19 protein-coding genes are annotated in these 21,992 nt (G+C 49.3%); 8 read left to right on the forward strand and 11 right to left on the reverse strand.

Annotated elements, in window-relative coordinates; genetic code table 11:
* The first annotated feature begins 2 nt into the window (after positions 1–2).
* A complete protein-coding gene (locus tag PV783_RS12440; RefSeq protein ID WP_420988191.1) occupies positions 3–809 on the forward strand; it encodes a hypothetical protein in 807 nt (268 codons plus the stop codon).
* On the opposite strand, the gene PV783_RS12445 is transcribed toward PV783_RS12440, so the two are convergent.
* Positions 766–2,790: a beta-L-arabinofuranosidase domain-containing protein gene (locus PV783_RS12445; protein WP_420988192.1), complete on the reverse strand. Its 2,025-nt coding sequence runs from the start codon at positions 2,788–2,790 to the stop codon at positions 766–768. The two genes, PV783_RS12440 and PV783_RS12445, sit on opposite strands and share 44 nt — an antisense overlap.
* Before the next feature lie 125 nt (positions 2,791–2,915).
* On the opposite strand from PV783_RS12445, the gene PV783_RS12450 reads away from it, so the two are divergent.
* Positions 2,916–3,722, forward strand: a complete 807-nt coding sequence (locus tag PV783_RS12450; RefSeq protein WP_363434284.1) for an alpha/beta hydrolase — start codon at positions 2,916–2,918, stop codon at positions 3,720–3,722.
* Position 3,723: 1 nt separating this feature from the next.
* On the opposite strand, the gene PV783_RS12455 is transcribed toward PV783_RS12450, so the two are convergent.
* Positions 3,724–4,458 carry a DNA-formamidopyrimidine glycosylase family protein gene (locus tag PV783_RS12455; RefSeq protein WP_420988193.1) on the reverse strand — a complete coding sequence of 245 codons (735 nt, stop codon included), beginning with the start codon at positions 4,456–4,458 and terminating at the stop codon, positions 3,724–3,726.
* A gap of 53 nt (positions 4,459–4,511) precedes the next feature.
* Here PV783_RS12455 and PV783_RS12460 point away from each other — a divergent pair, with 53 nt between their 5' ends.
* Both PV783_RS12460 and PV783_RS12465 read left to right on the forward strand, forming a co-directional pair.
* Positions 4,512–5,117 (forward strand): alpha-ketoglutarate-dependent dioxygenase AlkB family protein, encoded by a 606-nt coding sequence (locus PV783_RS12460; RefSeq protein ID WP_336386379.1) that lies wholly within the window; start codon positions 4,512–4,514, stop codon positions 5,115–5,117.
* A gap of 95 nt (positions 5,118–5,212) precedes the next feature.
* On the forward strand, positions 5,213–6,058 hold the full coding sequence (locus PV783_RS12465) for a protease complex subunit PrcB family protein (protein WP_420988194.1): 846 nt from the start codon (positions 5,213–5,215) through the stop codon (positions 6,056–6,058).
* 69 nt (positions 6,059–6,127) lie between these two features.
* Here the strand turns inward: PV783_RS12465 and PV783_RS12470 are convergent, their stop codons facing one another.
* A complete protein-coding gene (locus PV783_RS12470; protein ID WP_420988195.1) occupies positions 6,128–6,976 on the reverse strand; it encodes an NAD(P)-dependent oxidoreductase in 849 nt (282 codons plus the stop codon).
* A gap of 29 nt (positions 6,977–7,005) precedes the next feature.
* The gene (locus PV783_RS12475; RefSeq protein WP_079468467.1) at positions 7,006–7,359 is read right to left on the reverse strand and encodes a winged helix-turn-helix transcriptional regulator; all 354 of its coding nucleotides are present in this window, start codon (positions 7,357–7,359) and stop codon (positions 7,006–7,008) included.
* 125 nt (positions 7,360–7,484) lie between these two features.
* On the opposite strand from PV783_RS12475, the gene PV783_RS12480 reads away from it, so the two are divergent.
* Complete coding sequence (locus PV783_RS12480) at positions 7,485–7,919, forward strand: SDR family NAD(P)-dependent oxidoreductase (protein WP_420988196.1); 435 nt, start codon at positions 7,485–7,487, stop codon at positions 7,917–7,919.
* Positions 7,865–8,011 carry an SDR family oxidoreductase gene (locus PV783_RS12485; RefSeq protein ID WP_420988197.1) on the forward strand — a complete coding sequence of 49 codons (147 nt, stop codon included), beginning with the start codon at positions 7,865–7,867 and terminating at the stop codon, positions 8,009–8,011. Before PV783_RS12480 ends, PV783_RS12485 begins: the two co-directional genes overlap by 55 nt.
* 116 nt (positions 8,012–8,127) lie before the next feature.
* Here the strand turns inward: PV783_RS12485 and PV783_RS12490 are convergent, their stop codons facing one another.
* From PV783_RS12490 to PV783_RS12515, 6 genes are all read right to left on the reverse strand, one after another.
* On the reverse strand, positions 8,128–9,555 hold the full coding sequence (locus tag PV783_RS12490) for an alpha-L-fucosidase (protein WP_420988198.1): 1,428 nt from the start codon (positions 9,553–9,555) through the stop codon (positions 8,128–8,130).
* 9 nt (positions 9,556–9,564) lie between these two features.
* Positions 9,565–11,604: a glycoside hydrolase family 2 protein gene (locus PV783_RS12495; protein ID WP_420988199.1), complete on the reverse strand. Its 2,040-nt coding sequence runs from the start codon at positions 11,602–11,604 to the stop codon at positions 9,565–9,567.
* An 8-nt stretch (positions 11,605–11,612) separates the two neighbouring features.
* Positions 11,613–13,196, reverse strand: a complete 1,584-nt coding sequence (locus tag PV783_RS12500) for a RagB/SusD family nutrient uptake outer membrane protein (protein ID WP_420988200.1) — start codon at positions 13,194–13,196, stop codon at positions 11,613–11,615.
* Positions 13,197–13,213: 17 nt separating this feature from the next.
* Entirely contained in the window at positions 13,214–16,456 is a 3,243-nt protein-coding gene (locus PV783_RS12505) for a TonB-dependent receptor (protein WP_420988201.1), read from the reverse strand.
* A gap of 292 nt (positions 16,457–16,748) precedes the next feature.
* On the reverse strand, positions 16,749–17,900 hold the full coding sequence (locus PV783_RS12510) for a FecR family protein (RefSeq protein WP_420988202.1): 1,152 nt from the start codon (positions 17,898–17,900) through the stop codon (positions 16,749–16,751).
* Between the two features lie 68 nt (positions 17,901–17,968).
* Positions 17,969–18,559: an RNA polymerase sigma factor gene (locus tag PV783_RS12515; RefSeq protein ID WP_420988203.1), complete on the reverse strand. Its 591-nt coding sequence runs from the start codon at positions 18,557–18,559 to the stop codon at positions 17,969–17,971.
* Between the two features lie 127 nt (positions 18,560–18,686).
* On the opposite strand from PV783_RS12515, the gene PV783_RS12520 reads away from it, so the two are divergent.
* Positions 18,687–19,913, forward strand: a complete 1,227-nt coding sequence (locus PV783_RS12520) for a trans-sulfuration enzyme family protein (RefSeq protein WP_363434296.1) — start codon at positions 18,687–18,689, stop codon at positions 19,911–19,913.
* A 29-nt stretch (positions 19,914–19,942) separates the two neighbouring features.
* On the opposite strand, the gene PV783_RS12525 is transcribed toward PV783_RS12520, so the two are convergent.
* Positions 19,943–21,268 carry a GntP family permease gene (locus PV783_RS12525; protein WP_420988204.1) on the reverse strand — a complete coding sequence of 442 codons (1,326 nt, stop codon included), beginning with the start codon at positions 21,266–21,268 and terminating at the stop codon, positions 19,943–19,945.
* Between the two features lie 161 nt (positions 21,269–21,429).
* Here PV783_RS12525 and PV783_RS12530 point away from each other — a divergent pair, with 161 nt between their 5' ends.
* Positions 21,430–21,960: an OmpA family protein gene (locus PV783_RS12530; RefSeq protein WP_079468461.1), complete on the forward strand. Its 531-nt coding sequence runs from the start codon at positions 21,430–21,432 to the stop codon at positions 21,958–21,960.
* Positions 21,961–21,992 lie beyond the last annotated feature (32 nt).

Genomic DNA, 21,992 nt, shown 5'->3' on the forward strand with positions numbered 1-21,992 from the left:
ACATGGCAAAACAAACCGGGATACTCCAGTTCACCGGCAGGCTCGGTAATATTATCGGCTACAGGCGAAACGGATCCTACTTCATTCGTACCATGCCGGAAACAGTCCGGCAAACTTCCGCTACCCGCAAGGCAGCACAGCATTTTGGCATAGCCAGCAGGAAAGGTAAACTGATCCGGCACGCTATTTCCCCTCACCTGGATATCAGGTCCGATGGGGCATTGGTGAACCGCCTGAACAAAACACTTATTCCGGCAGGGCGTGAACATCTGAAGGCCATCAAAGGATTCCGGTTTAACCGGCATTGCGGCCTGGAATATTTCTTCCCGGAACAACCGGTTATGCAGCACAACACCCTGCAAATACCTGCACAAATAATTCCATCACAGGAAACAGCCACCCACCTGGTTGTAAAACTCGTTGCGGTACGGCTCTGCTTCAAGGAACGTTGTATCGAAAATGTGCATACTGCCACAGCTACCATTGATCTGAGCCAGCCCTTCAACGGCATGGAACTGGAAACAGCCGTTCCCGGAAAAGGATCGCTACTGGTAATATTACAGGTGCAGCCTTTCAACGGTACCTATGCCATACAGAACAAACGCTCCATGGCAGCGGATATCATAGCCGTAGCCGCACCCGCCCCCACGAAGCGAAAGACCATCACAATAGCATCTGATCACCGCATCAAGTCCACCTTTTCTGCACGCATTTGGCGTGTCCTAAGCGACCCCTCGCCTAATCCTCCGCCACTGTTTAGTACCCTTAATGGCCATTCACCACCGGGAATTGTGAAATCCGCAACTTAGTACTTCCAAAAGGCACCAATGTAATCTCTTCTTCTTCGCCTGTTTCCATACCATAGGTAATACTATACGGAATGGGGCCGGTCATCTCATTGTATAACTGCCAGGAAGGAATCCTTTTTGCCCTTGTTTTAAGGGAGATGGGTACCTGCCCGGGATTCCACGGCCAGCCGGTTTTATTACCATGTTGCACTACCTGGTAATGTGCCGCCAGCTTATCATCAGGAGTGGCTATCAGCGCATAGTTCCACGGAGTAGCGGGGCGCACTTCCAGGTAACCGGCGCCATATTCCACCGGGTCCTTATCATTTTTTACGGCAGTTACTTCTTCGCCTATCTTCAGCGCATAGGTAACCGGACCGCGTTCTACCGATATCGAATTTTCAAACCAGCGTTGCTGGTAGATATGCATCGGCAACGCCAGCTCCATTACGTCACCCGGCTGCCAGGTTCTTTCCACTTTCACTACCTGGTTACCTGCGGCCTCCTGCCATACTTTACCGTTGATCTTTATAATCCCTTTCTTACACCACGCAGGTATCCGCAGGTGAAAAGGAAAGCTTACTTTTTTAGGTGCGTTAACCGTAAACGTAACCGCTTCTTCAAACGGGTAATTGGTTACCTCCTTCACCGTAACAGGTGTTTGCCCGGCTACATATATTTTCACTTCGCTGGGGGCATATACTAAAGCTGCCACGCCACTGTCGGCGGTGGCATACCAGAGGTTTTGCGCAAACTTGGGCCAGCCCTGGTGCATATTGGATGTGCAGCAAGGATAACCGGACAACAACCCATAACAAAGATCCGTACCGCTGTGGTTCATATCAAAGTTGCGGATATGCCGCGTAGCCATCACCTGGTTGGCCTGCTGGAAATACTGCCGGCTCATAAAGTCTTCCGTGATCTGCGAAGGCAATACATTAAAGGCAATCTTCTCCAGCTGATCGGCATACCTTACGTCGCCGCTTATTTCCAGGATACTTTCCAGCGAAAACATCATCTCTACGGCCGTGCACAGCTCCGATCCCTGCGTGGGGTTGTTGCCATGCAGGGATTCATCACCACCATAAAGACCATTCGCCATCCCATTGAATGTACGGAGGTCATCAAACCCTTTGGCGGTGGCCTGCGGGTATAACGTATCGGGGTGCTGCTGGAAATAGATCATAGGTTCTTTGATGCCCTGTGCAAGGTTTACGCCGTGAATGCTGCCTGTGGTAGATAACAGGTTGGTATGCATAAATGCACCGGCATAGTCGAAGGTTTGTTTATGGAGCAGGGCTGCAAGGTCCAGCAGGAACGCATCTCCCGTAATATTATATAGCCAGTATACTACCATCAGGTTATCGCCGGCGCGGTACTTTGCCCAGAAAGTCCAGTGATCCAGCGGCTTTTGCGGCAGCTCTTTCAGCTGGTAGCGGAAGTAGTTGGTCATGAGCGTAATGATCCGCGGATCGGCAGTAGCGTCGTAGTATTGCTTCAGTACTTTCAGCATCACCATCTTGGGCCACCAGTCGCGGCTGTTATCCCTTTGAATCCCCGCTTCATAGGGATAGTCTTTCGCCGGTCCAAAATAACCATCGGGTTGCTGGCTTTTGATGGACCATTCCACCCAGGGTTTTACCTTGGCAATCAACGCCTCATCTTTCAGAAGATAAGCCAGCGGCAGGAGTCCATCGATCCAGTAAGGACCGCGTTCCCACTGGTCTCCATCGCCGCCCAGCCATCCGTTCCGCTGGTTCATTACCAGCGGGTACAATTTATCCAGCTCACCGGTAGCGCCATTCTTTTGCTGCACCAGTACGGTGCGCAGCCATCCCTGTGGCGTAATAGCGCCCAACGGGAGCATGGAGTAAGGTTTGGGATGGAGGGGAGCCCGGTTGCCGTAATAATGCGGCACAGGCGCTGTATTCTTTTTTCCCTGTGCCGCTGCCTGTAAAGTAAGACCCAACAATATCGTGGAAGCTATAGCAAAACGTTTCATAAATGATTTGTAGCGTGGCATAATGAAACGCCAAAATATACTTATTTTATACGGGTAGTTATCCCGGTTGACTCATTCTTTCTATAAAATGTCTCTCTATATTTTCTTATGTTTGAAAGAAAAAGATGAATCGTATACTGGCAATCCTGTTACTTGGAATTTTAGGAATCAACACATCAAAGGCACAAACCACTCCTTTTACCTTAGGCGAAACACACCAGCTGTCTTCCGCTGTATTGAATGAAACACGCACCCTGAATGTATATCTTCCCGATGGATATGCACAGGCTGTAAACGCCCGCTACCCGGTGGTGTACCTGTTGGATGGATCTGCCAACGAGGACTTTATCCATATCGCCGGCGTAATGCAGTTCCTGACCATGATCCAGCATATGCCGCCCACTATCCTGGTAGGCATCGCCAACAAAGACCGGAAGCACGACTTCACCTTCCCCACCACCGTGAAAAAAGATAAAGCCGATTATCCCACTACAGGCGGCTCGGAAAAGTTTATCCGCTTCCTGGATACAGAACTGAAGCCATACGTACAACAACACTTCCGCACCAACGATACTACCACCCTCGTCGGACAATCACTCGGCGGATTGCTGGCTACCGAAATATTACTCAAACACCCGGCAATGTTTAATAACTATATCATTGTAAGTCCAAGCTTATGGTGGGACCAGGAGTCACTATTGAAACAAGCCGGGAAGCTACTGGCTACCGCAGGTAGCGCACAGGCCAACGTTTTTCTTACCGTAGGTAAAGAAGGAAAAATGATGGAAGAACCTGCCCGTCAGCTGGGTGATGTACTGAAGGCTAATCCCGGGATACGTGTTCATTATGTACCACTGCCGGATGAAACACATCTCACTATTTTACACAATGGGGCGTACAAAGCGTTTCAGTTGCTGAACGGGGCGAAGTAATCTACTCATAGTGTATCTGGCAGTTGTTGCAGAAAAAGCTCCGCCGGTTGGTTTTACCCAGATAGGCTTTGATGAGCGGAATCTCACAACGCGGACAAATCGTTTTCGTATGTGCGAGCCAGTGCTTTTTCAGTACAAATGCTTTCTTCCATGCAAGAAAGTCGTAGCTGTATTGCACGGCTTCGCGCACGAGTTCCTTTTTCTTCTTCAGCGGCAGCTTTCCCACCAAACTTTGCGGATGCACGCGGATGCGGAACAACACTTCATTCTTGATAATGTTCCCTACGCCGGCAAAAATATCCTGGTTCAGCAGGGCATCACAAACCAATGCATCGGGTATCTTTTTAAGTTTAGCCATTGCCTTTGAAGCATTCCAGTTTTCATTCAGCACGTCGGCGCTCCAGTCGTATACTTCATCCAATGGCTCATCTATGATCCTGATGGAAGAAGTATAAAAATTCAGTTCTCCGCTGGCAAACTGCAGATGCAAACGGGCAGGCATATCTTTGGTTTCATTGATCCGGTAAGTGCCAAACATCAGGAAGTGGATTCGGACTGTAAAGCCGGGGAAACAGATCAGGAAATGCTTTCCCCAGCTTTTAAAGGCAAGGATCTTTTTCCCCGTCATCCGGTTGAAATCAATTGTTTTGGAATTGCCGGAGGCGGTGATCACCTTCTTCCCGGTAAAGCGGGCTGCTTCTTCTTTCAGTATAACTATAGAAGGTCCTTCTGGCATAAAATTGATGTAAATTTATCTATAGTAGTTTTACTAAATTATGTGCCGTATATATGTCGCAGTTAAGTTTTTTTGATGACAACGAAAGCCTGCGCTTCCCGGAGAACCTCCTGGAATACTATCCTCATTTCCTGGAGGCAGGGCCTGCGCTGGCACTTATGAACGAGCTGATAGCCACGGCGCCGTGGAAACAAACCACGCTCACCATCAAAGACAAAGTATTGCTTACCCCGCGGCTCACGGCCTGGTATGGCGATGCGCAGAAAAGCTACCGGCTGTCGGAGAAACAATTACACCCATTGCCCTGGACGCCTGCGCTGAGTGTGCTGCGGGAAAAGGTGGAAGCCTTTACACATATGCATTTTAACAGCGTATTGCTGAATTACTACCGGGATGGAAATGATTCCGTAGCCTGGCACAGCGACAATGAAAAAGAACTGGGCCAGCATCCCAACATCGCCTCCCTGAGCCTGGGGCAGGCGAGGAGCTTTGATTTCCGGAATAAGAAAGATCATCAGCAGAAGTATTCCCTCAAATTAGGCAACGGCTCCTTATTAATCATGAAAGGGGATCTGCAGCACCATTGGGAACACCGCATCCCGAAATCGGTCCGGCCCCTGCAACCAAGGATTAACCTCACCTTCAGGATTATTTATTAGGAGGTATTATTACACAGTTGAGGAATAATTGTCACACCCGCTCATGACATCTTGTTACAAATGCCTACTTTCGCAATACGTTAAACACCTGTTTTATGAATCTATACACGGCAGTAGCATTACCGTTATTCCTTTTGACCCTGCATCCACAGGATGTGCACAGCAAAGGCAAAGCTGATACGGAATTTCCGGCTCCAAAACCCCAGTCAAGGATCTCTATCGGCAACGGTATCGATCTTATTGTAAAAGGACTCGGTCTGAACATCGACAATGTCCGTTTTATCAAAGCGCCCAAAGCCACCGATTATTTTAAAAAGGCGAACGATAAAGCATCGTACGCGCCTTCACTTATCATTGCGGCGTTTAACGGCGTGGAGTCGCTGCGCGATGTAAACCCGGAATCGCCGGCTACCCGCGAACAGTTTGCCCTGGCACTGTACGACGCTATTCAGTCGACCGGCCAGTACCCCGTGAATATGATGTTTATTAACATCAAGGATGAAAAGTCTTTTGTAAGCGGCGGTATGAATGCCGTGCAAACATTGATCAAGTTTAATGTGGTGGCACTGGAAAATGGTAACTACCGTCCAAAGGCGTATATCACCAAAACAGAAGCGTCAAAAATGGTGAAGAAGGCCGCCGCCTTTATCCAGTCGCATAAAAGCGCAGCCGTAGAACACAGCGGAAAGGAAGCCGCCAGCTTTACTTCTACACCGGTGAATGATAAAGTAAACAGTGTGGTGATCACTGCGGAAAACCAGCCTACGTCCGGTTATTCGGTTAAAGTAACCAGTATTGTTTTTACAGAAGCAGGCGAAGCAGAGATCCATTATAAAATCATTGCGCCGGCTTCCGGCAGTATGAACCTGCAGGTGATTACATCGCCAACAGCAGAAACATTTGTACCTGCTAACTATAAGGTGGTATTAAAACAAGACTGATAATCTATCACAATAAAAAGCGGGCATTTCATATGTGAAATGCCCGCTTTTTTATTTTTAGTTTTTTATTCAGATGGAATCCTTTCCTATCACGGTCCAGTCGTCGCTGCCGTGGCCCTTTTCAATCCACCGGTCCATTTCTGCGGCAATGGCCGGCAATACTGCCAGTTTCACATCGCTTTTATTTGCCGCGTCCATAAACAGCTGCGTATCCTTGCGCGCCATGCTCAGTTCCCAGGAAGGGCTGCTGTAGTTGCCGGAAGTCATGCGTTGTAAACGTGCGGGCAATGCTCCTCCGGGGTTCCAGGAGTTAAAGAGGGTACTGACATCGCTCAGCGGAATTGCCAGCGCTTTAGCCAGCGACAGGGTATCTGCGAGTCCGGCGGTGAGCCCCACGAGGAAGCTGTTCCCGATGAGTTTCATGCCGGCGGCCTTACCGGTGGTATCCCCGAAATTGATCACCTTTCCGGTCATTTTGGAGAGCGCGGGCTCCCATGCACCAATCACCGCCTGATCGCCGGAAACCAGCATATAACCGGTACTATCCAGCGCATTTGCCGGACCCATAAATACCGGTGCATGCAGGTAGGTGAATCCACGTTCCTTCCATTCTTTTGTTCTGGCTACTGCGCCTTCGGCGGAAGTGGTAGTATGATCAATGATTACTGCGCCTGGTTGGAGCCCTTCGGCGGCGGCGGCCAATACTTCATTTACAGTATGATCATCTTTTAAGGTAAGATGAATGCGGTTTGCACCATGCACAGCAGCGGTTACATCAGGAAATGCTTTGGCGCCGTATACTTCCAGCGCTGTGGCTTTTGAAGCAGTGCGGTTCCACACCTGTACCTGTTCACCCTTGCCAATCAATGCCCTCACGAAATTTGACCCCAGGAGGCCCATGCCTAAGAATGCTATCATAACCTTTTTTTTCCGAAGGTAGGAAAAAGTTAATCCTCCTGCAGGATCGCTTCTTTCAATTCTTCTTCATGCTCATCTGCCCATTCTCCCAATGTTTTTATTACTGGAATGAGGGATGCGCCCAGCGCTGTAAGACTATATTCCACCTTTGGCGGCGCCTGTGCAAATACTACTTTCGACACCAGCCCATGCTTTTCCATTTCATTGAGCTGGATGTTCAATACCCGGCGCGTAGCATCCGGAATCTGCCGCTGTAGCTCACTCGGGCGCTTATGCCCTTCATGGATGAAATACAGCAGGCGTACTTTCCATTTACCGTAGAGCACTTCCCCTACGAGGTCGAGACCGCAATTCAGCGTAATGGGTAGTTTTTTTACATACATGATTCAAAAGTACTTTATTGTTCTTAAACAGGCTATAGGGATAAATTCCACTCTATGCGAATCGTTTTTCCGTTATTGTCAGGCAAGGTTGATTGACGGATTTTTGCTGAAAATAATAATAACAGATGGAACCAAGATTAAGTTTTGATAACGAGCTATCCGGTAAAACAGCCCTGGTAACAGGCGGTACAAAAGGTGCAGGAAAAGCCATAGCAACACGACTGGCCAATGCCGGCGCAAAAGTGATTATCACAGCCAGAACAAAGCCCGCAGATACTGACCCGGCGTTTCATTTTATAGGCGCTGATCTGAGCACCCCGGCAGGCACTACTACGGTGGCAAACGAAATAAAGGAAAACTATGGCGGGGTAGACATCCTCGTTAATAACATGGGCGGCTCCGAAACGCCCGGTGGCGGCTTTGAAGTACTAACAGATCATCACTGGGACGCCATTCTTCAAACCAGCCTGCTGGCAGCAGCTTCAACGATGCCTTACAGCAACTCATGCAGTTCCTGGGTGGCATTCCTATGGGGCGTCCCGCCAAACCGGAAGAGGTAGCCGAATTTGTGGGCTTCCTCGTATCCCCGCGTGCGGCGTATTTAAGCGGCACAGAATACATCATTGATGGCGGTACTATTCCTACCATTTAAATAAAAAAAGATTGGGAAGATGAAAATGCTGTTGTCATTTTCATCTTCCCAAAAAATAAAATCAATGTAATCAGCCTAATCAGTTTAATCTGGAGAAAGACAACCTTCGCGCCGCATTAAGTTTTTGCTTTTTCAAACAACCCATTCTCCGCACCTGCGTTGCCGGTTTGCAACAGGATCACGAAAGGCGCTGCATGTGGCGCATTCCCCACCTGGATAAAATATTCATTCCTTCCAATCGACTCCGGAGTTATTGCCGCCGCAGGTTGCGCTACCGGCGAGGCTTTCAGCAGGGTAGTGCGCGCTGGTAACTTCACCCGGAGGTTGCCGGATACCGGCACATTGCACACCACCATATAAACGCTGTCGGTTCCGTTTTTGCGGATATAATAACCCCAGTCCTGTTTGTCAAAGCCAGCATAGCCACCGCCATAAACAGCGGCGCCGTTTACTTTCATCCAGTTGCCAATTTCCTGCATACGCTGTGTTTCTTCACTACGGAAAGTGCCATCTGCTTTAGGACCAAAATTGATCACGAAGTTGCCGCCGAGAGAAGCGGATTTTACCAGCATCTCTATCAGCTCGTTCGATGATTTGATATGTCCTGTCCATTTGGCGCAATATCCCCACTGGTTCTCGGGGATGGTCATCACGCCTTCCCAGTCGTTGCCGTGAATGTCTGTATATTTCTCCGGCAGCTTGCGTTCCCAGCCCTGTTCGTAATCGCCCATTAAATGGTTGTTGGAATCAAAATGCCGCACGCCTTTTTCATCTGCGCGTAAGCGGCTGCCAATGATCAGGCCGGGGTGCAGCTGTTGGAGGTATTGTTCCAGTTCATCGGAAAAGGCGCCATCATTTTTCCAGGAATCATCCCAGGTGCCATCAAACCAGAACCCTTTTACGGTAGGGTATTTCACCAGTAACTCCTTTAGCTGGTTCTTCACAAATACTTTGAAGCGGTTATAGGCAAGGCTGTCGGCCGGTGTTTTGAGCGAGGCGCGCCAGTCGGGGTGGTTCCAGTCGATGATAGAAAAGTAAAGATATACGTCGATGCCTTTTTTATTATAGGCATCTACCATTGGTCCGATGATATCTTTTTTATAAGGCGAGGCAGCTACCGTATAACGGGTATACTTGCTGGGCCACAGGCAAAAGCCATCATGGTGTTTGGTGGTGATGATCATATACCCCGCGCCCATATCTTTTGCATATTGCGCCCATTGTTCCGGGCGATAGTTCACCGGGTTAAACTGTTTGTATAAGTTGTCGTAGTCGGTGCGTGGCATCTCTTTCCAGGAGCGGATCCACTCCGCGGCGCCGTTATAGGTTTTCCCGTTCCACTCACCGCCGGGGATGGCATAGAGACCCCAGTGGATGAATTGTCCCAGGCGAAGAGAGCGCCACCGGGCCATATCGGCATCGGTTCTGTTGCCGCTGCGGTGCGCGCCGTGCCGCAGGGCGATGGTGTCTTTAACAGGATTGTTTTGCGCACTGCTGTGCAGTTGTGCGATGAGCAACGCGGCGGCTATACAGTATTTTTTCATGTTCCTCTTTTAATGGGTCCAGGTAATTGTATCCGTGTATACTTTACCGTTAGATACGCCGGAAGCTGTGAGGGTGTTCACACCTGGCTTCAGGGTAAGGTTATCAAAAATAAAATCTTTACTGTTGGCGCCTGTGCGGCCGGTAACAGGCGTACCGTTGTTCAGCGTGAGCGTTACTTTTTCCAGGTTGCTGAACACTTCTGCGTGTGCCCGTTCGGGTTGGCGCGTGTTATTCCGCCGCTCCGCAATATAGATCATGGGCGCAGGATTCCAGTTGGCCTTGTACCAATAGAAAGCGTCTTTTTTTTGTTTACGGTCGTAGGTAATGAGTCCTTTCAGGTTGCGCGCATTTACGCCTCCGCGGTTCCACATGGGTACGGCAAACTCAAACATATTCCATAAATACGAAGCTGCAATATAGGGATGCTTTTCTATCACTGCCCACTGTTGTACGTGTGTGGCAGTTTGATAAGTTTCCGGAAAAAACTGCCCGTTTACCGGGTCAAAGTGCGTGTTGAGGCTATCGGTATGCTGATCAATATTTCCATCGGCGCCGTATTCTGCAAGCATCAGGTTATAACCGGGGTAATTTTTCTCCAGCCCGGACACCCATTTTCCTATGTCCCCGATTTTACCTTCATACCAGCCGAAGTAGCGGTTCATGCCTTGTATGTCGGCTGCCAGGTTGGCCGGGCGCGTCATTTCGCCATAGCCGCTTACCGCTACCGTGTACCTGTCGGGATCTTCGGTTTTGGCAAGGTCGTTCAGCTGCCGGGTAAGCACGGCTACATATTCGTCCGGTGTTTTGGAATATACTTCATTGTGCATGCCCCATACGTAAATGGAAGGATGGTTGAAGTTCTGGCGGATCAGTTCTGTTAACTGTTGCCTGGCATTTTCACTTTCTTTAACGGAGAAGTTATTCACAAAAGGGATCTCTGCCCATATTACAAAGCCCATGCTGTCGCATTGTGAATACAGGTATTCAGATTGCTGGTAGTGTGCAAAGCGGATAGTGGTGGCGCCTATTTCCCGGATCAGGTCCAGGTCTGCTTTATGCTGTGCATTGGAGAGCGCATTGCCGCAGTCCTGCCATTCCTGGTGACGGGTAACACCGTGCATCGCATAAGGCTGCCCGTTCAGGAAACAGCCCTTGCCGGCTACTATTTCAAAACGGCGTAAGCCCAGCGGCTGTGTAACCGCATCCGTGATATGCCCGTTAATAAGGATGGAGGTAGTGAGGGAGTAGAGATACGGATCTTTTAATCCATTCCACAGATGCGGACGTATCACCGGTAATTCCTGCCGGATAATATTAACACCCTGCGGACTCAGACTTACTTCCTTAACTGTAACGGCTACACGTTTCCCCTGCCGGTTGCGGATCTCCGTTTGTACCTGTACGTTAGTATGATGCGGTTGCTTATTTTCAATTTTTGCCGTAACGCCCACTATGGCTTTTTGATCGCTTACTTCTTCCTGTGTAATATAAATACCGGGAGAGGCATAGTCGGTGGTGGTGATGTTGATATCATTGGTGATAAGAAGATTTACCGGCCGGTAAATTCCCCCGAAAATCCCAAACAGGAAATTGTTGATAGGCAATACATCTTCGCGTGCAGTGTTATTGGCTTTCACCACAATGGTGTTCTCTGCTCCGTACTTCACCGAATGGGTGATTTCAAAACAGAAAGCGGCATAAGAGCCTTTGTGTTCGCCGATGAAGCGGTTGTTCACATACAGTTGTGCTACCGAACCCACGCCATCGAAACGGAGGAATAATCTTTTCCCTTTCAGGCCGGCATCCACAGGAAAGGTTTTCTGGTAACAGGCTTCACCTGCATAGAAATTCTTTCCTTCCTGCATATCCCTGTTGTTCCATGTATGCGGAATGTTAACGGTTTCCCAGGCCGTATCAGCCGGGGTGTTTAATGATCCTTTCCTGAAAGTCCAGCCGTCATTGAAGGGAACTACTTTTCGTCCTTCCTGCGCGTACCCCTGTAAAAACAGGAGTACGTTCAGGAAAGTTATGATACAATATTTATTCATTTGCCGGATTATTTCGTGTAGCCTGTGTTCTGTGTCAGTACTGCATCTTTATTCACGTCAATTTCAGATTGCGGGATGGGGAGGTGAATGTTATAGTCGTTGATGGTAGGCGCTACTTTAGGATTGTATTTCTTGACACGTTCCACCAGTTTTTTTGTTCTTACCAATGTAAGCCTGCGCAGTTCTTCTGCGGTGAGTTCACGGGCTCTTTCATCGAGGATATAATCCAGGTTTACTTCGCCGGCCAGTACTTCTTTGGCGTGGGCGCGGTTGCGGATCACGTTGATGCTGGCAGCCGCATCGCCGGGACGGCCCTGGAGCAGCTGCGCTTCCGCGAGCAGGAGGTAGGTTTCACCAAGGCGCATCTGGATACGGTCTTTGTACGATTGCGCTCCCTGCAGATCCTGTGGCTGGAATTCATACCACTTGGTGGTGTGTGCATAAATATTCTGTATGGTATCAAACCCGCTCACTATTACCGGCTGGCCATATTTCGGTGAAGCCGGATCGTTGTAATAGTAGTTGCGGCGGATGTTGTAAGAAGAGTTACGCATATCGTCCCTGTCATACAGTTGATAAGTCCACCAGTTGGTAGGCCTGATCCTGCCTATGCCGCGGCCTCCCAGCGAATCGCAGATCTTCATACCTGCCACGTTAACATAGAAAGGGCCCCACTCACGCCGGCGCTGATCAAAGTCCGATCCGCCGCCGGTTACATTGTAATTCTGTTCTATTACCCAGATGGCTTCTGTATTGCCCTGGCTGCGGCGCATGTTGCCATAGGTGAACATGTCTGCAAACGGATCGCCGGGTTGCAGTGCTTTAGCGCCGTAACGTGCGGTGATGAGCGTAAAGAACTTACTGTCGATGATCCTTTTGGCAGCGGCTTCTGCATCTGCAGGTTTGTTGGCGCGCAGCAATGCTTCTGTGAGCAGCTGCGATGCGGCAAATTTATTGATCCGTCCCTGTTTGATCACATGCGCAGGGTCGGGCAGGTTGGCTTCTGCAAAAGTAAGATCCGCGATGATCTGGTTTATCACATCGGCTTCCTTTGCCCGCGTGTAATCCGTGCGTGGTATGGTTACAGGGGCAACGATCAGTGGTACATCTCCAAAAAGTATAGAAAGATGGTTGTAAGCATAAGCGCGGAAAAAGCTGGCTTCTGCCTTGTAAAATTTCCTTTGCTCATCGGTAAGCTGTGCCGCCGGGTTATCCGATGCTGCAATGATTACGTTGGCGCTGTTGATCAGTTTATATCCCCAGTTCCAGATGGTGCTTAATGAACCGGTTTGTGAGTTGAGGTTCTGGTAATTTTCATAGGGCGCCTGCACGGTGTTGGGCTGGCCGGTAATAGCCATATCGGTACCCACATAAAAGGTGGCGAGCAATCCCTGGGTGTTGCCGTAATCGTTACGCATGATGCTCAGCATACCGGTGCTGGCGGCTTCAAAGCCCAGTTGGTCTACCAGCGTGTTATCCGGCGCATAGCTGGATTTCAGCTCCTCATCCAGGAAGCTTTTGCTGCAGGAAGATACCATCATCAGCGACATACCCGCCAGTACAAATCTGTATATATATTTAGCGTGTTTCATTGTTTATCTCTTTAAAATTATAAACTGATATTTACACCCATGATCACCGTGGTATTCAACGGGTAGAAGTCTGAACTCTGCTGCCCTGCTCCTTGTCCGTTGCTCAAACGGCTGCTGCTGGAGGTAATGGAAGAAGGGGATGTTTCCGGATCATAGCCCTGCCATTTGGTAAACGTGCCAAGGTTTCTTCCGCTGATATATACCGTGAGGTTGGAAATCTTGTACCGCTGTAAAGTGCTCTTGTCGAAATTGTAACTGAGCGTTACATCCTTTATACGGATGAAAGAAGCATCCTGCGCGTATTTGTATCCTTTCGGATTGGTGTAAAACAACGCCGGGTTGGTATTGATCTTGTTTTCAGAAGTCCAGTAAGGAATTTCCGCCGGCAGGTTAATAATGCCCGCCTGGTCCCTGTTATCAAGGATGTTGTTGGCACGCAGGGAACCATGTACATCCTGTATGAAAATATTCAGCACGAAATTTTTGTAGGTAAAGGTGTTGGTGAGCCCCGCAATATATTTTGGTAATTGTGTACCAAGATAGGAGCGGTCTGCCGCATCAATCTTTCCGCTGTTATCAATATCCGCAAATTTGATATACCCTGGTTTGGCGCCCGGATCTATTTTAGCATCTTCTCCTTCCTGCCAGATACCGGTCATGGTGTAATCATAAATGCCCAGCATGGGTTTCCCGATGAACAGGTTGTTCCCGATATCATCTTTGTTATCGCCGTAAAGGGCTACCACTTTATTTTTATTAAAGGAGATATTAAAGCCGGTATTCCAGCTAAAGTCGCCCGACTGGATATTGCGGCTGTTCAGCATTATTTCCAGTCCTTTATTGGCGGTTTCGCCGATGTTGTCGTACACGGAGGTATAACCATTGACGGAAGGAATTTTCCTGCTCAGCAAGAGGTCGGAGGTACGGGTGCTGTAGCCTTCAATGCTGCCGCTTAAACGGTTGTTCCAGAGGGCAAAGTCGATGCCCACGTTTAAACCCGCGGTGGTTTCCCATTTCAGGCGGCTGTTGCCCAATGTATCAGGGATCACGCCAATGGAGGTAACGCCGTCATAAATATAGTTCACGGTGCTGAGCCTCGACAGCGTGCGGTAAGCGCCTATGGCCTGGTTGCCCGACTTTCCATAGGAGGCCCGTAATTTCAGCTGGGAGATCACCGGCGCGGCGGCCATGAACTTTTCGTTGTGGATATTCCATCCGGCGGCTACGGAAGGGAATACAGCGTATTTGTTATTGGCGCCAAAACCGGAGTACCCATCCCGGCGGATGGTGGCGGTGAGCAGGTAGCGGCTGTCGTAGTTGTAGTTGGCGCGGAACATCTGCGATAACAGGGTGCTGGCGCTGTATCCGGTGGTGGTTTGCTGTACCTGTGCGGCCTTCATATTGTTGAAGTCCAGGTTATCATTGATAAAGGTATTGGCATCCAGTTGTGAAAAAAACTGTTCATCCTGCTGGGCACTGTAAAGGGCGGTAAAGTCCAGTGCATGCTTATTCTTCGTGATGGCATAGGACAGCAGGTTTTCCACGATCCATTGTTTATTTTCAACATTGTCTACGCTGGCAGTTCCCTTCATATCGCCCATTTTCCGGCCGTAGTAATCGCCTGTACGGGAAGGGCGGAAAGCATAGGAAGCGTTTACCCGGTATTTAAGTCCTTTCAGGAACGTGGGGGCTACTTCTGCATAACCACTGGCAGTCATGTTTTTGCCGCGGTTGATGCCGGGGTTGTACAGGTTGATCAGCGGACTCATATACAGTGTTTGCGGCGCAATGGGATATACTTCATAATCGCCGGCGGCATTGTATAAAGAGCCATACGGACTGAGGGCATTGGCATCAAACAGGGTTACTTTGCCGCCGTCCTGGTTATTATTTACGAGGAACAGGTTTACGCCTGCTTTCAGCCAGGAGGTTACGTTGGCATCGAGGTTGGCCCGGATGCTGGAACGGTTGTACTGGAAGCCTTTCAGGTTCCCCTGTTCTTTCAGGTAGGTGCCGGAGATATAGTATTTTACGTGATCGGTACCACCGGAAATGCTTAGTTCATGGCTGTGGATATAACCCTGTTGGGCGATTTCTTTGAGCCAGTCTGTTTCCGGTACACCGTTGGCATAATTCGTTTGTTCAGTGAGGTAAGGAAGATCCGGTGCATCCGGGCGTCCCGCCTGGATATTGTACCAGTGGTTTTTAGTGCGGTATTGTTCGCCGTTCATTTGTTTTACGGTGTTGCTCTGGTATTCCGGTCCGGCGTATCCGTTGTAGGAAATTACGGGTTTGCCCGTTTTGCCTTTCTTGGTGGTGATCATGATCACGCCGTTAGCGCCCCTGGCGCCGTAGATGGCAGATGCAGATACATCTTTCAGAATATCCACTGCTTCCACATCATTCGGATTGATGTCGTTATAACTGCCGCTGAATGGAATTCCATCCAGTACAATGAGGGGGGCGTTGCTGGCGTTGATGGATTTAAGTCCGCGCAGGTAAAACGCAGGAGAACTACCCGGCTTGCTGCTGTTGCTGATGATGTTCACGCCGGGAGTGGTACCCTGGATGGATTGCAATACGTTGGTCACCGGGAGGTTTTTCAGCCGGTCTTTTGGTACGGAAGACACGGAGCCGGTAACATCACTTCTCTTTTTGGTACCGTAGCCCACCACTACTACTTCGGTTTGTTGTTCCACAGAGGCTTTCAGCACAATATTAAAAGTGCCGCTGCCGGTTACGCTTACTTCCTGCGGGATCATGCCCAGGTAGGAAAATTGCAGTACCAGTGGTCCTTCTGTAGTGATATGAAGTGAATAACTGCCGTCGGCGCCGGTGCTTACGCCCTGGGTGGCTCCTTTTACCCTTACAGATACACCGGGTAAAGGATTGCCTGCTTCGTCGGTTACTTTACCTTTCACATCGGTGGCGGGAGCGGCGCTGATATTGTTTTCCCGGTCACCGGCGGGTTTAGGTGAAATGAAAATGGATTTGTTTTCAATCACATATTTCAGTGGCTGATCTTTCAGCATGAGATCGAGGAACTCCCGGATGGAGACATTCTCCACTTTCATGGTCACCGGGTTGGCCTTGTCCAGCACGTCTTTGCTGGCTACTACGGTGTAGCCGGACTGTACACGGATCACGGAAAATATTTTTTCCACGCGTACATTCTTGCCTGACCAGGTGATCAGCTGGGCGTACCCGGTGGCGCTCACATTCAGAAAAACGACGGTAAGTAATAAAAACGTCAGTTTCATAACTAACAGCATTTTGGTTGGAAACCAGCTCCGGGTATGCACTTTTCCTGATTTTGGCGCATAGGGGAACCGGTTACAAAGAGCATTTTTTTGCATAGCTTTGTAATGATTAGGCTTGTAAATAGATAGATGTACGGAATTACTCAACTGTTTTGCATAGCTGTAATCTTTTTACCGGAGGTGGGTCGAATCACTTCCGGTTTTTTATTACCCGCTAACTTCATTGGCTGATCTCTTAAATTTTGTTCACTGTTTTTCTATAACTGTTTTTTCTGTTTTGATGATTAGCTATTTATTTTCCTATAATTAACGTCCTGTTTTCGAGGCGGAAGTGTACGCCGGATTCCCGCAGGAAGTTCAATACACTGGAAAGATTTACATCACTGCCAATTTCCCCTACAAAAGTGATATCGGGAGGAGTTGTTTCGTACACTACTTCAATGTCGTACCAGCGTGCTATCATGCTGATAACGGTCGTGAGCTTTTTATCCTGGAAATTCAGGAGATCGTTTTTCCACGCAATAATGGCGAGGGTATCTACCTGGTTATTGAGGGCCGTAGCGCCGGATTTTTTGTTGATGTCCAGTTGTTGGCCGGGCTTCAGTAAACTGGTTTGTTGCTGTATATTCACCCTTACCGCGCCTTCCATGAGCGTGGTGCTGATATTATTTTCATCGGGGTATGCATGAATGTTGAAATGAGTGCCCAGCACCCGGATGCTGGTTTCGTTACTGAGTTGAACAATGAATGGTTGATTTTTGTTGGCGGCAACTTCAAAGTAGGCTTCCCCGGTGAGGGTTACGCTGCGGATGTTGCCCGTAAAGGCAGTAGGGTAGCTGATAGCGCTGGCAGCGTTGAGCCATACGTTGGTGCCATCGGGGAGGCGCAGCCTGAATTTGCGGCCGCGGGGCGTGGTCATGGTATTCTGACTCACCGCGCCGGTGCCGGCAGCATCATAAGAGAGCTGGCCATTGCTGAGTATTACGCGCGTGCCCTGCTGTGTGGTAACGGTGCCGTTGCCCAGGCTGTCCAGCACTACTTCGCTGCCATCGGCCAGTGTGAGCACCGCGCCGTTTTTGCCGGGTTTTACATCGGCGGCGGCAGCTATCGGTGCAGCGGCTTTGCGGGAAACCCGCTGCCAGGCAAAGTACCCGGTGGCGCCTATCAGTAAGGCAATGGCGGCAGCGGCAACATAACGCAGAATCACCGGGCGCATACTTCTTACCGGTTGTTGCAGGATACTATCTACCTGTTGCTCATATAAAGAGGGATTGTACGCCGGATCGGCAGGAGCAGCCGCGTGCAGTTCACTGATCATGACGGTCCAGTCTTCCTCATCTTCGCCAGTGCGCAGTGCGGCAAACAGCTCTTCCTCTTCCGCCGCAGTAGCGGAACCGTTGTAGTAACGCTCCAATAAAAACCTGTAGTACTCTTTTGCTTCCACGGTACAAACCCTTCTTTTGCTGATAGACGCTGAAATATTGTCACTGTACTATGCGTCTCTGAAAAAAATTAAAAAAACTTCGACAGGAGTATAATCAACAGGATAGGAAGTCGTGTGCCGGTATGTTTTTCCAGGTATTCCCGGATGAATCTGCGGGCCGTTACCAGCTGGTTTTTAACGGTGTTTTCAGAGATGTCCAGGGCATCGGCTATTTCTTTGCGTGATTTGCCTTCCTGGGTATTCATCATAAAAACTTCCCTGCGGGAGGCAGGTAATTTTTCTATGGCATGCCTGATCAATGCCTGTAATTCTTTGGCGTAGATGCCCGCCGGCACATCGGCATCATCGGGCATATCGTCGGCAATATCATCCTGGCGATGCTTTTCACGGGCGTGTTTCCTTAGCGCAGAGAGGGAATAGTTTGCCGCCAGGGTATACATCCATCCGCCCGGATTTTCAATGCTCTCCAGGGTATGACGCATCATCCAAACTTTAAGGAATACTTCCTGTAATACTTCCTCCGATGCCATGCCGGACTTCAGCAGCTTCTTTACAGACCCCGCCAGTACTGCATTATAGCGGTGGTATAATAAACGGAAAGCTGCTTCATCTCCACTTGCAATTCTCGAAAAAAGTATCCTGTCCTCAGATAAACTCACAGCGTGATCCGGATTTTGTGGCAAAAATGATAAGCTATGGTCAATATTATACTATTTAGGGGTTTCCTGCAAGCGCTTTCTTTGCTGCATATCTATTTTCTTCCCGCGGAAACTATAAATTTACAGCATGAGTCATCACCCGCGTTTTACTGAAATGGCCTCTGCAGCCATCCATGCAGCCCAATCCAATATGGCCGAACACGCCCACCTGGTGCCGGTTTTCGCCACTGCTACCTTTACATTCGACGATGCACAACAGGGCATGGACCGTTTTAAAGGAACCGCCCCCGGCTATATTTATTCCCGCTTTGGCAATCCCACTGTAACAGTGGCCGAAGAGCTGATCGCCGCCCTGGAAGCTTTTGGCATTACCGCCGCAGATGGAGAGCCCCTGCAGTTGAAAGCCCTGCTGCACGCCAGCGGACAATCGGCGATGGCCAGCATGTTCCTCTCTAATGTAGTAGCCGGAAATACCATTCTAACGCATTACTCCCTCTATGGCGGCACGCATGAATTCCTGTTCGATTTCCTGCCGCAATTCGGCGTAAAGGCACTGATTGCGGACCTGCATGATACTGTTGCCGTAGCTACCCTGCTGAAACAGGATCCCTCTATTAAAATGATTCATATCGAATCGCCCGCCAATCCATCTATGCGCTGTGTGGATATTGCGGACATCTGTAAAATAGCCGCTGCACACGGTGTAAAAGTAAGTGTGGATAATACCTTTGCTACACCCTATCTTCAGCAACCGTTCCGCTATGGCGCCGATTTCGTTTTTCATTCCACTACCAAATTCCTGAACGGTCATGGTACCGCTATTGGCGGTGTGCTCATCGGAAAAGATATTCCCCTGATGCAAACGAAAGTCAATAAAACAGCGAAGCTACTTGGTGGCTGCGCCAATCCGTTCGATACCTTTTTACTGATCCAGGGCATCAAAACACTGGAACTGCGCATGAAGCAACATTGCAGCAATGCACAAACAGTAGCGGAATTCCTGCATGCGCATCCCGCCGTAGCGCAGGTAAATTATAACGGCCTCCCTTCCCATCCGGATTATGCACTATCGGCCAAACAAATGCGCCATCCCGGTGCAGTGATGAGCTTTGAACTGAAAGATGGGTTTGATGCCGCCGTACGTTTTATTGACCGGCTGCAGATGTGCTTACGTGCTGTATCACTGGGCGCCGTGGATACATTGGTATCCCACCCGGCTTCTATGACGCATTCCGGGATGAAGAAAGAAGACAGGGAGAAAGCAGGTATTTCTGATGGATTGATACGGATTAGTGTAGGACTGGAAAGTGTTGGGGATATTGTGGCGGATTTGAAGCAGGCATTGGAAGGGTAAAAATATAACAGCGGTGTGGTAAGCAATTACTACACCGCCAGCACCAGCGACAATAAATACACCAACCCCACTGACACCAGCCCCATTACTACCGTCCCCGTACTATACACCCGCAGCATATCTTTTATTTCCAGCCCGGAGAATTTAGAGATCACCCAGAAGTAAGCGTCATTGGTGTGTGAAATCATCATAGACCCTGCGCCCATCGCCAGCACACAAAGGATACGGCCATTGGCGGAATCCAGGCCCATTACGGGCAGCAGCGGTTGTACAATGGCGGCCGCGGCAATCACTGCTACAGTAGAAGAACCTTGCGCTGTTTTCAGCAGCGCGGTGATAAGGAAAGGAAGAAATAGTCCCAGCGTAGCGATAGACTGGTTCTGCGCAATATGGCTCCCGATATCCGCTTTGGCGAGAATAGCCCCAAAGGCGCCGCCGCCGCCAATAATCACCAGTATGCCTGCTGCTTTTTCAGCCCCTTCCTGCAGGATGGCGTCCATATTATTTTTCAGTTGGGATAGCGCCAGCAGGATACCCACGCTGATAGCTACTTCGGGGATGCCTAGTATAGAAATCACCTGCAGTGCAGGAGACGGATGTGTTAATTCCAGTCCGCTCAGGGAACGGATGGCAATGAGTAGTACAGGAACAGCAATAGGAAGTACCGACATCAGCACAGAAGGACCGCGGCGTGCCTCTTCCGCAACGTCTGCTGTGTCACTAACGTCAACGGCTATGCGTCGCCCGGCGAATATGGACCACAGGTAGCCTGCTGCCGATGCCGGGATGGCAATGAGCAATCCATACAGCATTACCCTGCCTGTTTCTGCATGTATGGTGCCGGTGGCAGCAGTAATGCCGGGGTGCGGCGGCATCAGGCAATGAACGGCATACAGGCCGGTGGCCAGTGAAGATGCCATTACAATCATGGAGATACCGGAGCGTTTGGCCAGCGCTTTATTTAGTCCGCTTAATACAATGAAACCGGAGTCGCAGAAAATGGGCATGCCTACCAGGTAGCCGATGATATTCATAGCCAGGGCAGAGCGGCCGGTACCGGTACGGCGCAGTACGTAGTTGGCCAGCACGGTAGTGCTGCCGGTATGTTCCAGGATGAGCCCCAGCGTAGTGCCGAGTATGATGAGCAATCCTAATGAGCCTACAATATTCCCCATACCGCTTTTAATACTGCCGAGGATTTCCGTTACGGGCAACTGTAAAATGATACCGGTGAGCACACTGGCCAGCAGCAATGCAAAGAAAGCATGCACCCGGAAGCGCGCAGTGAGCAACACAATGAGCGCAATGCCCGCCAGCAATCCCAGCATGCTTTGTATCAAAGGAATGGTATTCATATCCCTCCAAGATAAAAAGAATTACGCAATACCCCGTATAGGTGTTACCGTAACAGTGTTATAACATTAACGCATATATGTTTTTGTAAATATTAGAGATTATTTATGCAACAGCTTGATAATGGCTATTTTACATACCTTTGCACCTTAATACAGCGGATATGAAAAGAATGTTATTGACCTCACGTTATTGCCTGATGGCAATAGTGTCCATTGTTGTAATGGCTTCCTGCGCGTCTTCCCGGAAAAGCAGCAGCCAGCATGCTTATATGAACAAGCAGTATGAAGAGCTGAAAAATACGTTGAATGATGCGGAAGTAAGTATCATCAAAGACAGCCTGAAAGTGATCTTCCCCAACAACGTACTGTTTTCATCGTCTTCCGACCAGGTGAACGAAAGCGTAAAGCCCACCTTCAAACATTTTGCAGATGTGCTCAACAAATACAATAAAACAAAGATCCTGATCACCGGGCATACGGATAACACCGGCACGGCAGAATACAACCGTGAGCTATCTGAACGCCGCGCAACAGGCGCTAAACAATTGCTCAACAGCTTTGAAGTGAACAACGACCGTATGTTTACCTGGGGCCTGTCGGACCGTGATCCTATTGCCACCAACAATACAGAGGCAGGAAAGGCAAAGAACAGGAGAGTGGAGTTTGTAATTTTGTATGATGTAAAGAACTGATTTTTTATAAAGATAGCAGCCGCTCCGTAAAC

The sequence above is a fragment of the Chitinophaga sp. CC14 genome (genome assembly GCF_048957795.1).
In the GTDB taxonomy this organism is placed as follows: domain Bacteria; phylum Bacteroidota; class Bacteroidia; order Chitinophagales; family Chitinophagaceae; genus Chitinophaga; species Chitinophaga ginsengisegetis.

Excerpts from the sequence above, each read along its gene's own strand:
- PV783_RS12465 (WP_420988194.1), top strand. The coding sequence starts at position 5,213 with ATGAATCTATACACGGCAGTAGCATTACCGTTATTCCTTTTGACCCTG.
- PV783_RS12440 (WP_420988191.1), top strand. The coding sequence starts at position 3 with ATGGCAAAACAAACCGGGATACTCCAGTTCACCGGCAGGCTCGGTAAT.
- PV783_RS12445 (WP_420988192.1), bottom strand. The coding sequence starts at position 2,790 with ATGAAACGTTTTGCTATAGCTTCCACGATATTGTTGGGTCTTACTTTA.
- PV783_RS12495 (WP_420988199.1), bottom strand. The coding sequence starts at position 11,604 with ATGAATAAATATTGTATCATAACTTTCCTGAACGTACTCCTGTTTTTA.
- PV783_RS12520 (WP_363434296.1), top strand. The coding sequence starts at position 18,687 with ATGAGTCATCACCCGCGTTTTACTGAAATGGCCTCTGCAGCCATCCAT.
- PV783_RS12490 (WP_420988198.1), bottom strand. The coding sequence starts at position 9,555 with ATGAAAAAATACTGTATAGCCGCCGCGTTGCTCATCGCACAACTGCAC.
- PV783_RS12480 (WP_420988196.1), top strand. The coding sequence starts at position 7,485 with ATGGAACCAAGATTAAGTTTTGATAACGAGCTATCCGGTAAAACAGCC.
- PV783_RS12485 (WP_420988197.1), top strand. The coding sequence starts at position 7,865 with ATGCAGTTCCTGGGTGGCATTCCTATGGGGCGTCCCGCCAAACCGGAA.
- PV783_RS12530 (WP_079468461.1), top strand. The coding sequence starts at position 21,430 with ATGAAAAGAATGTTATTGACCTCACGTTATTGCCTGATGGCAATAGTG.
- PV783_RS12470 (WP_420988195.1), bottom strand. The coding sequence starts at position 6,976 with ATGATAGCATTCTTAGGCATGGGCCTCCTGGGGTCAAATTTCGTGAGG.
- PV783_RS12505 (WP_420988201.1), bottom strand. The coding sequence starts at position 16,456 with ATGAAACTGACGTTTTTATTACTTACCGTCGTTTTTCTGAATGTGAGC.
- PV783_RS12525 (WP_420988204.1), bottom strand. The coding sequence starts at position 21,268 with ATGAATACCATTCCTTTGATACAAAGCATGCTGGGATTGCTGGCGGGC.
- PV783_RS12460 (WP_336386379.1), top strand. The coding sequence starts at position 4,512 with ATGTCGCAGTTAAGTTTTTTTGATGACAACGAAAGCCTGCGCTTCCCG.
- PV783_RS12475 (WP_079468467.1), bottom strand. The coding sequence starts at position 7,359 with ATGTATGTAAAAAAACTACCCATTACGCTGAATTGCGGTCTCGACCTC.
- PV783_RS12450 (WP_363434284.1), top strand. The coding sequence starts at position 2,916 with ATGAATCGTATACTGGCAATCCTGTTACTTGGAATTTTAGGAATCAAC.
- PV783_RS12455 (WP_420988193.1), bottom strand. The coding sequence starts at position 4,458 with ATGCCAGAAGGACCTTCTATAGTTATACTGAAAGAAGAAGCAGCCCGC.
- PV783_RS12500 (WP_420988200.1), bottom strand. The coding sequence starts at position 13,196 with ATGAAACACGCTAAATATATATACAGATTTGTACTGGCGGGTATGTCG.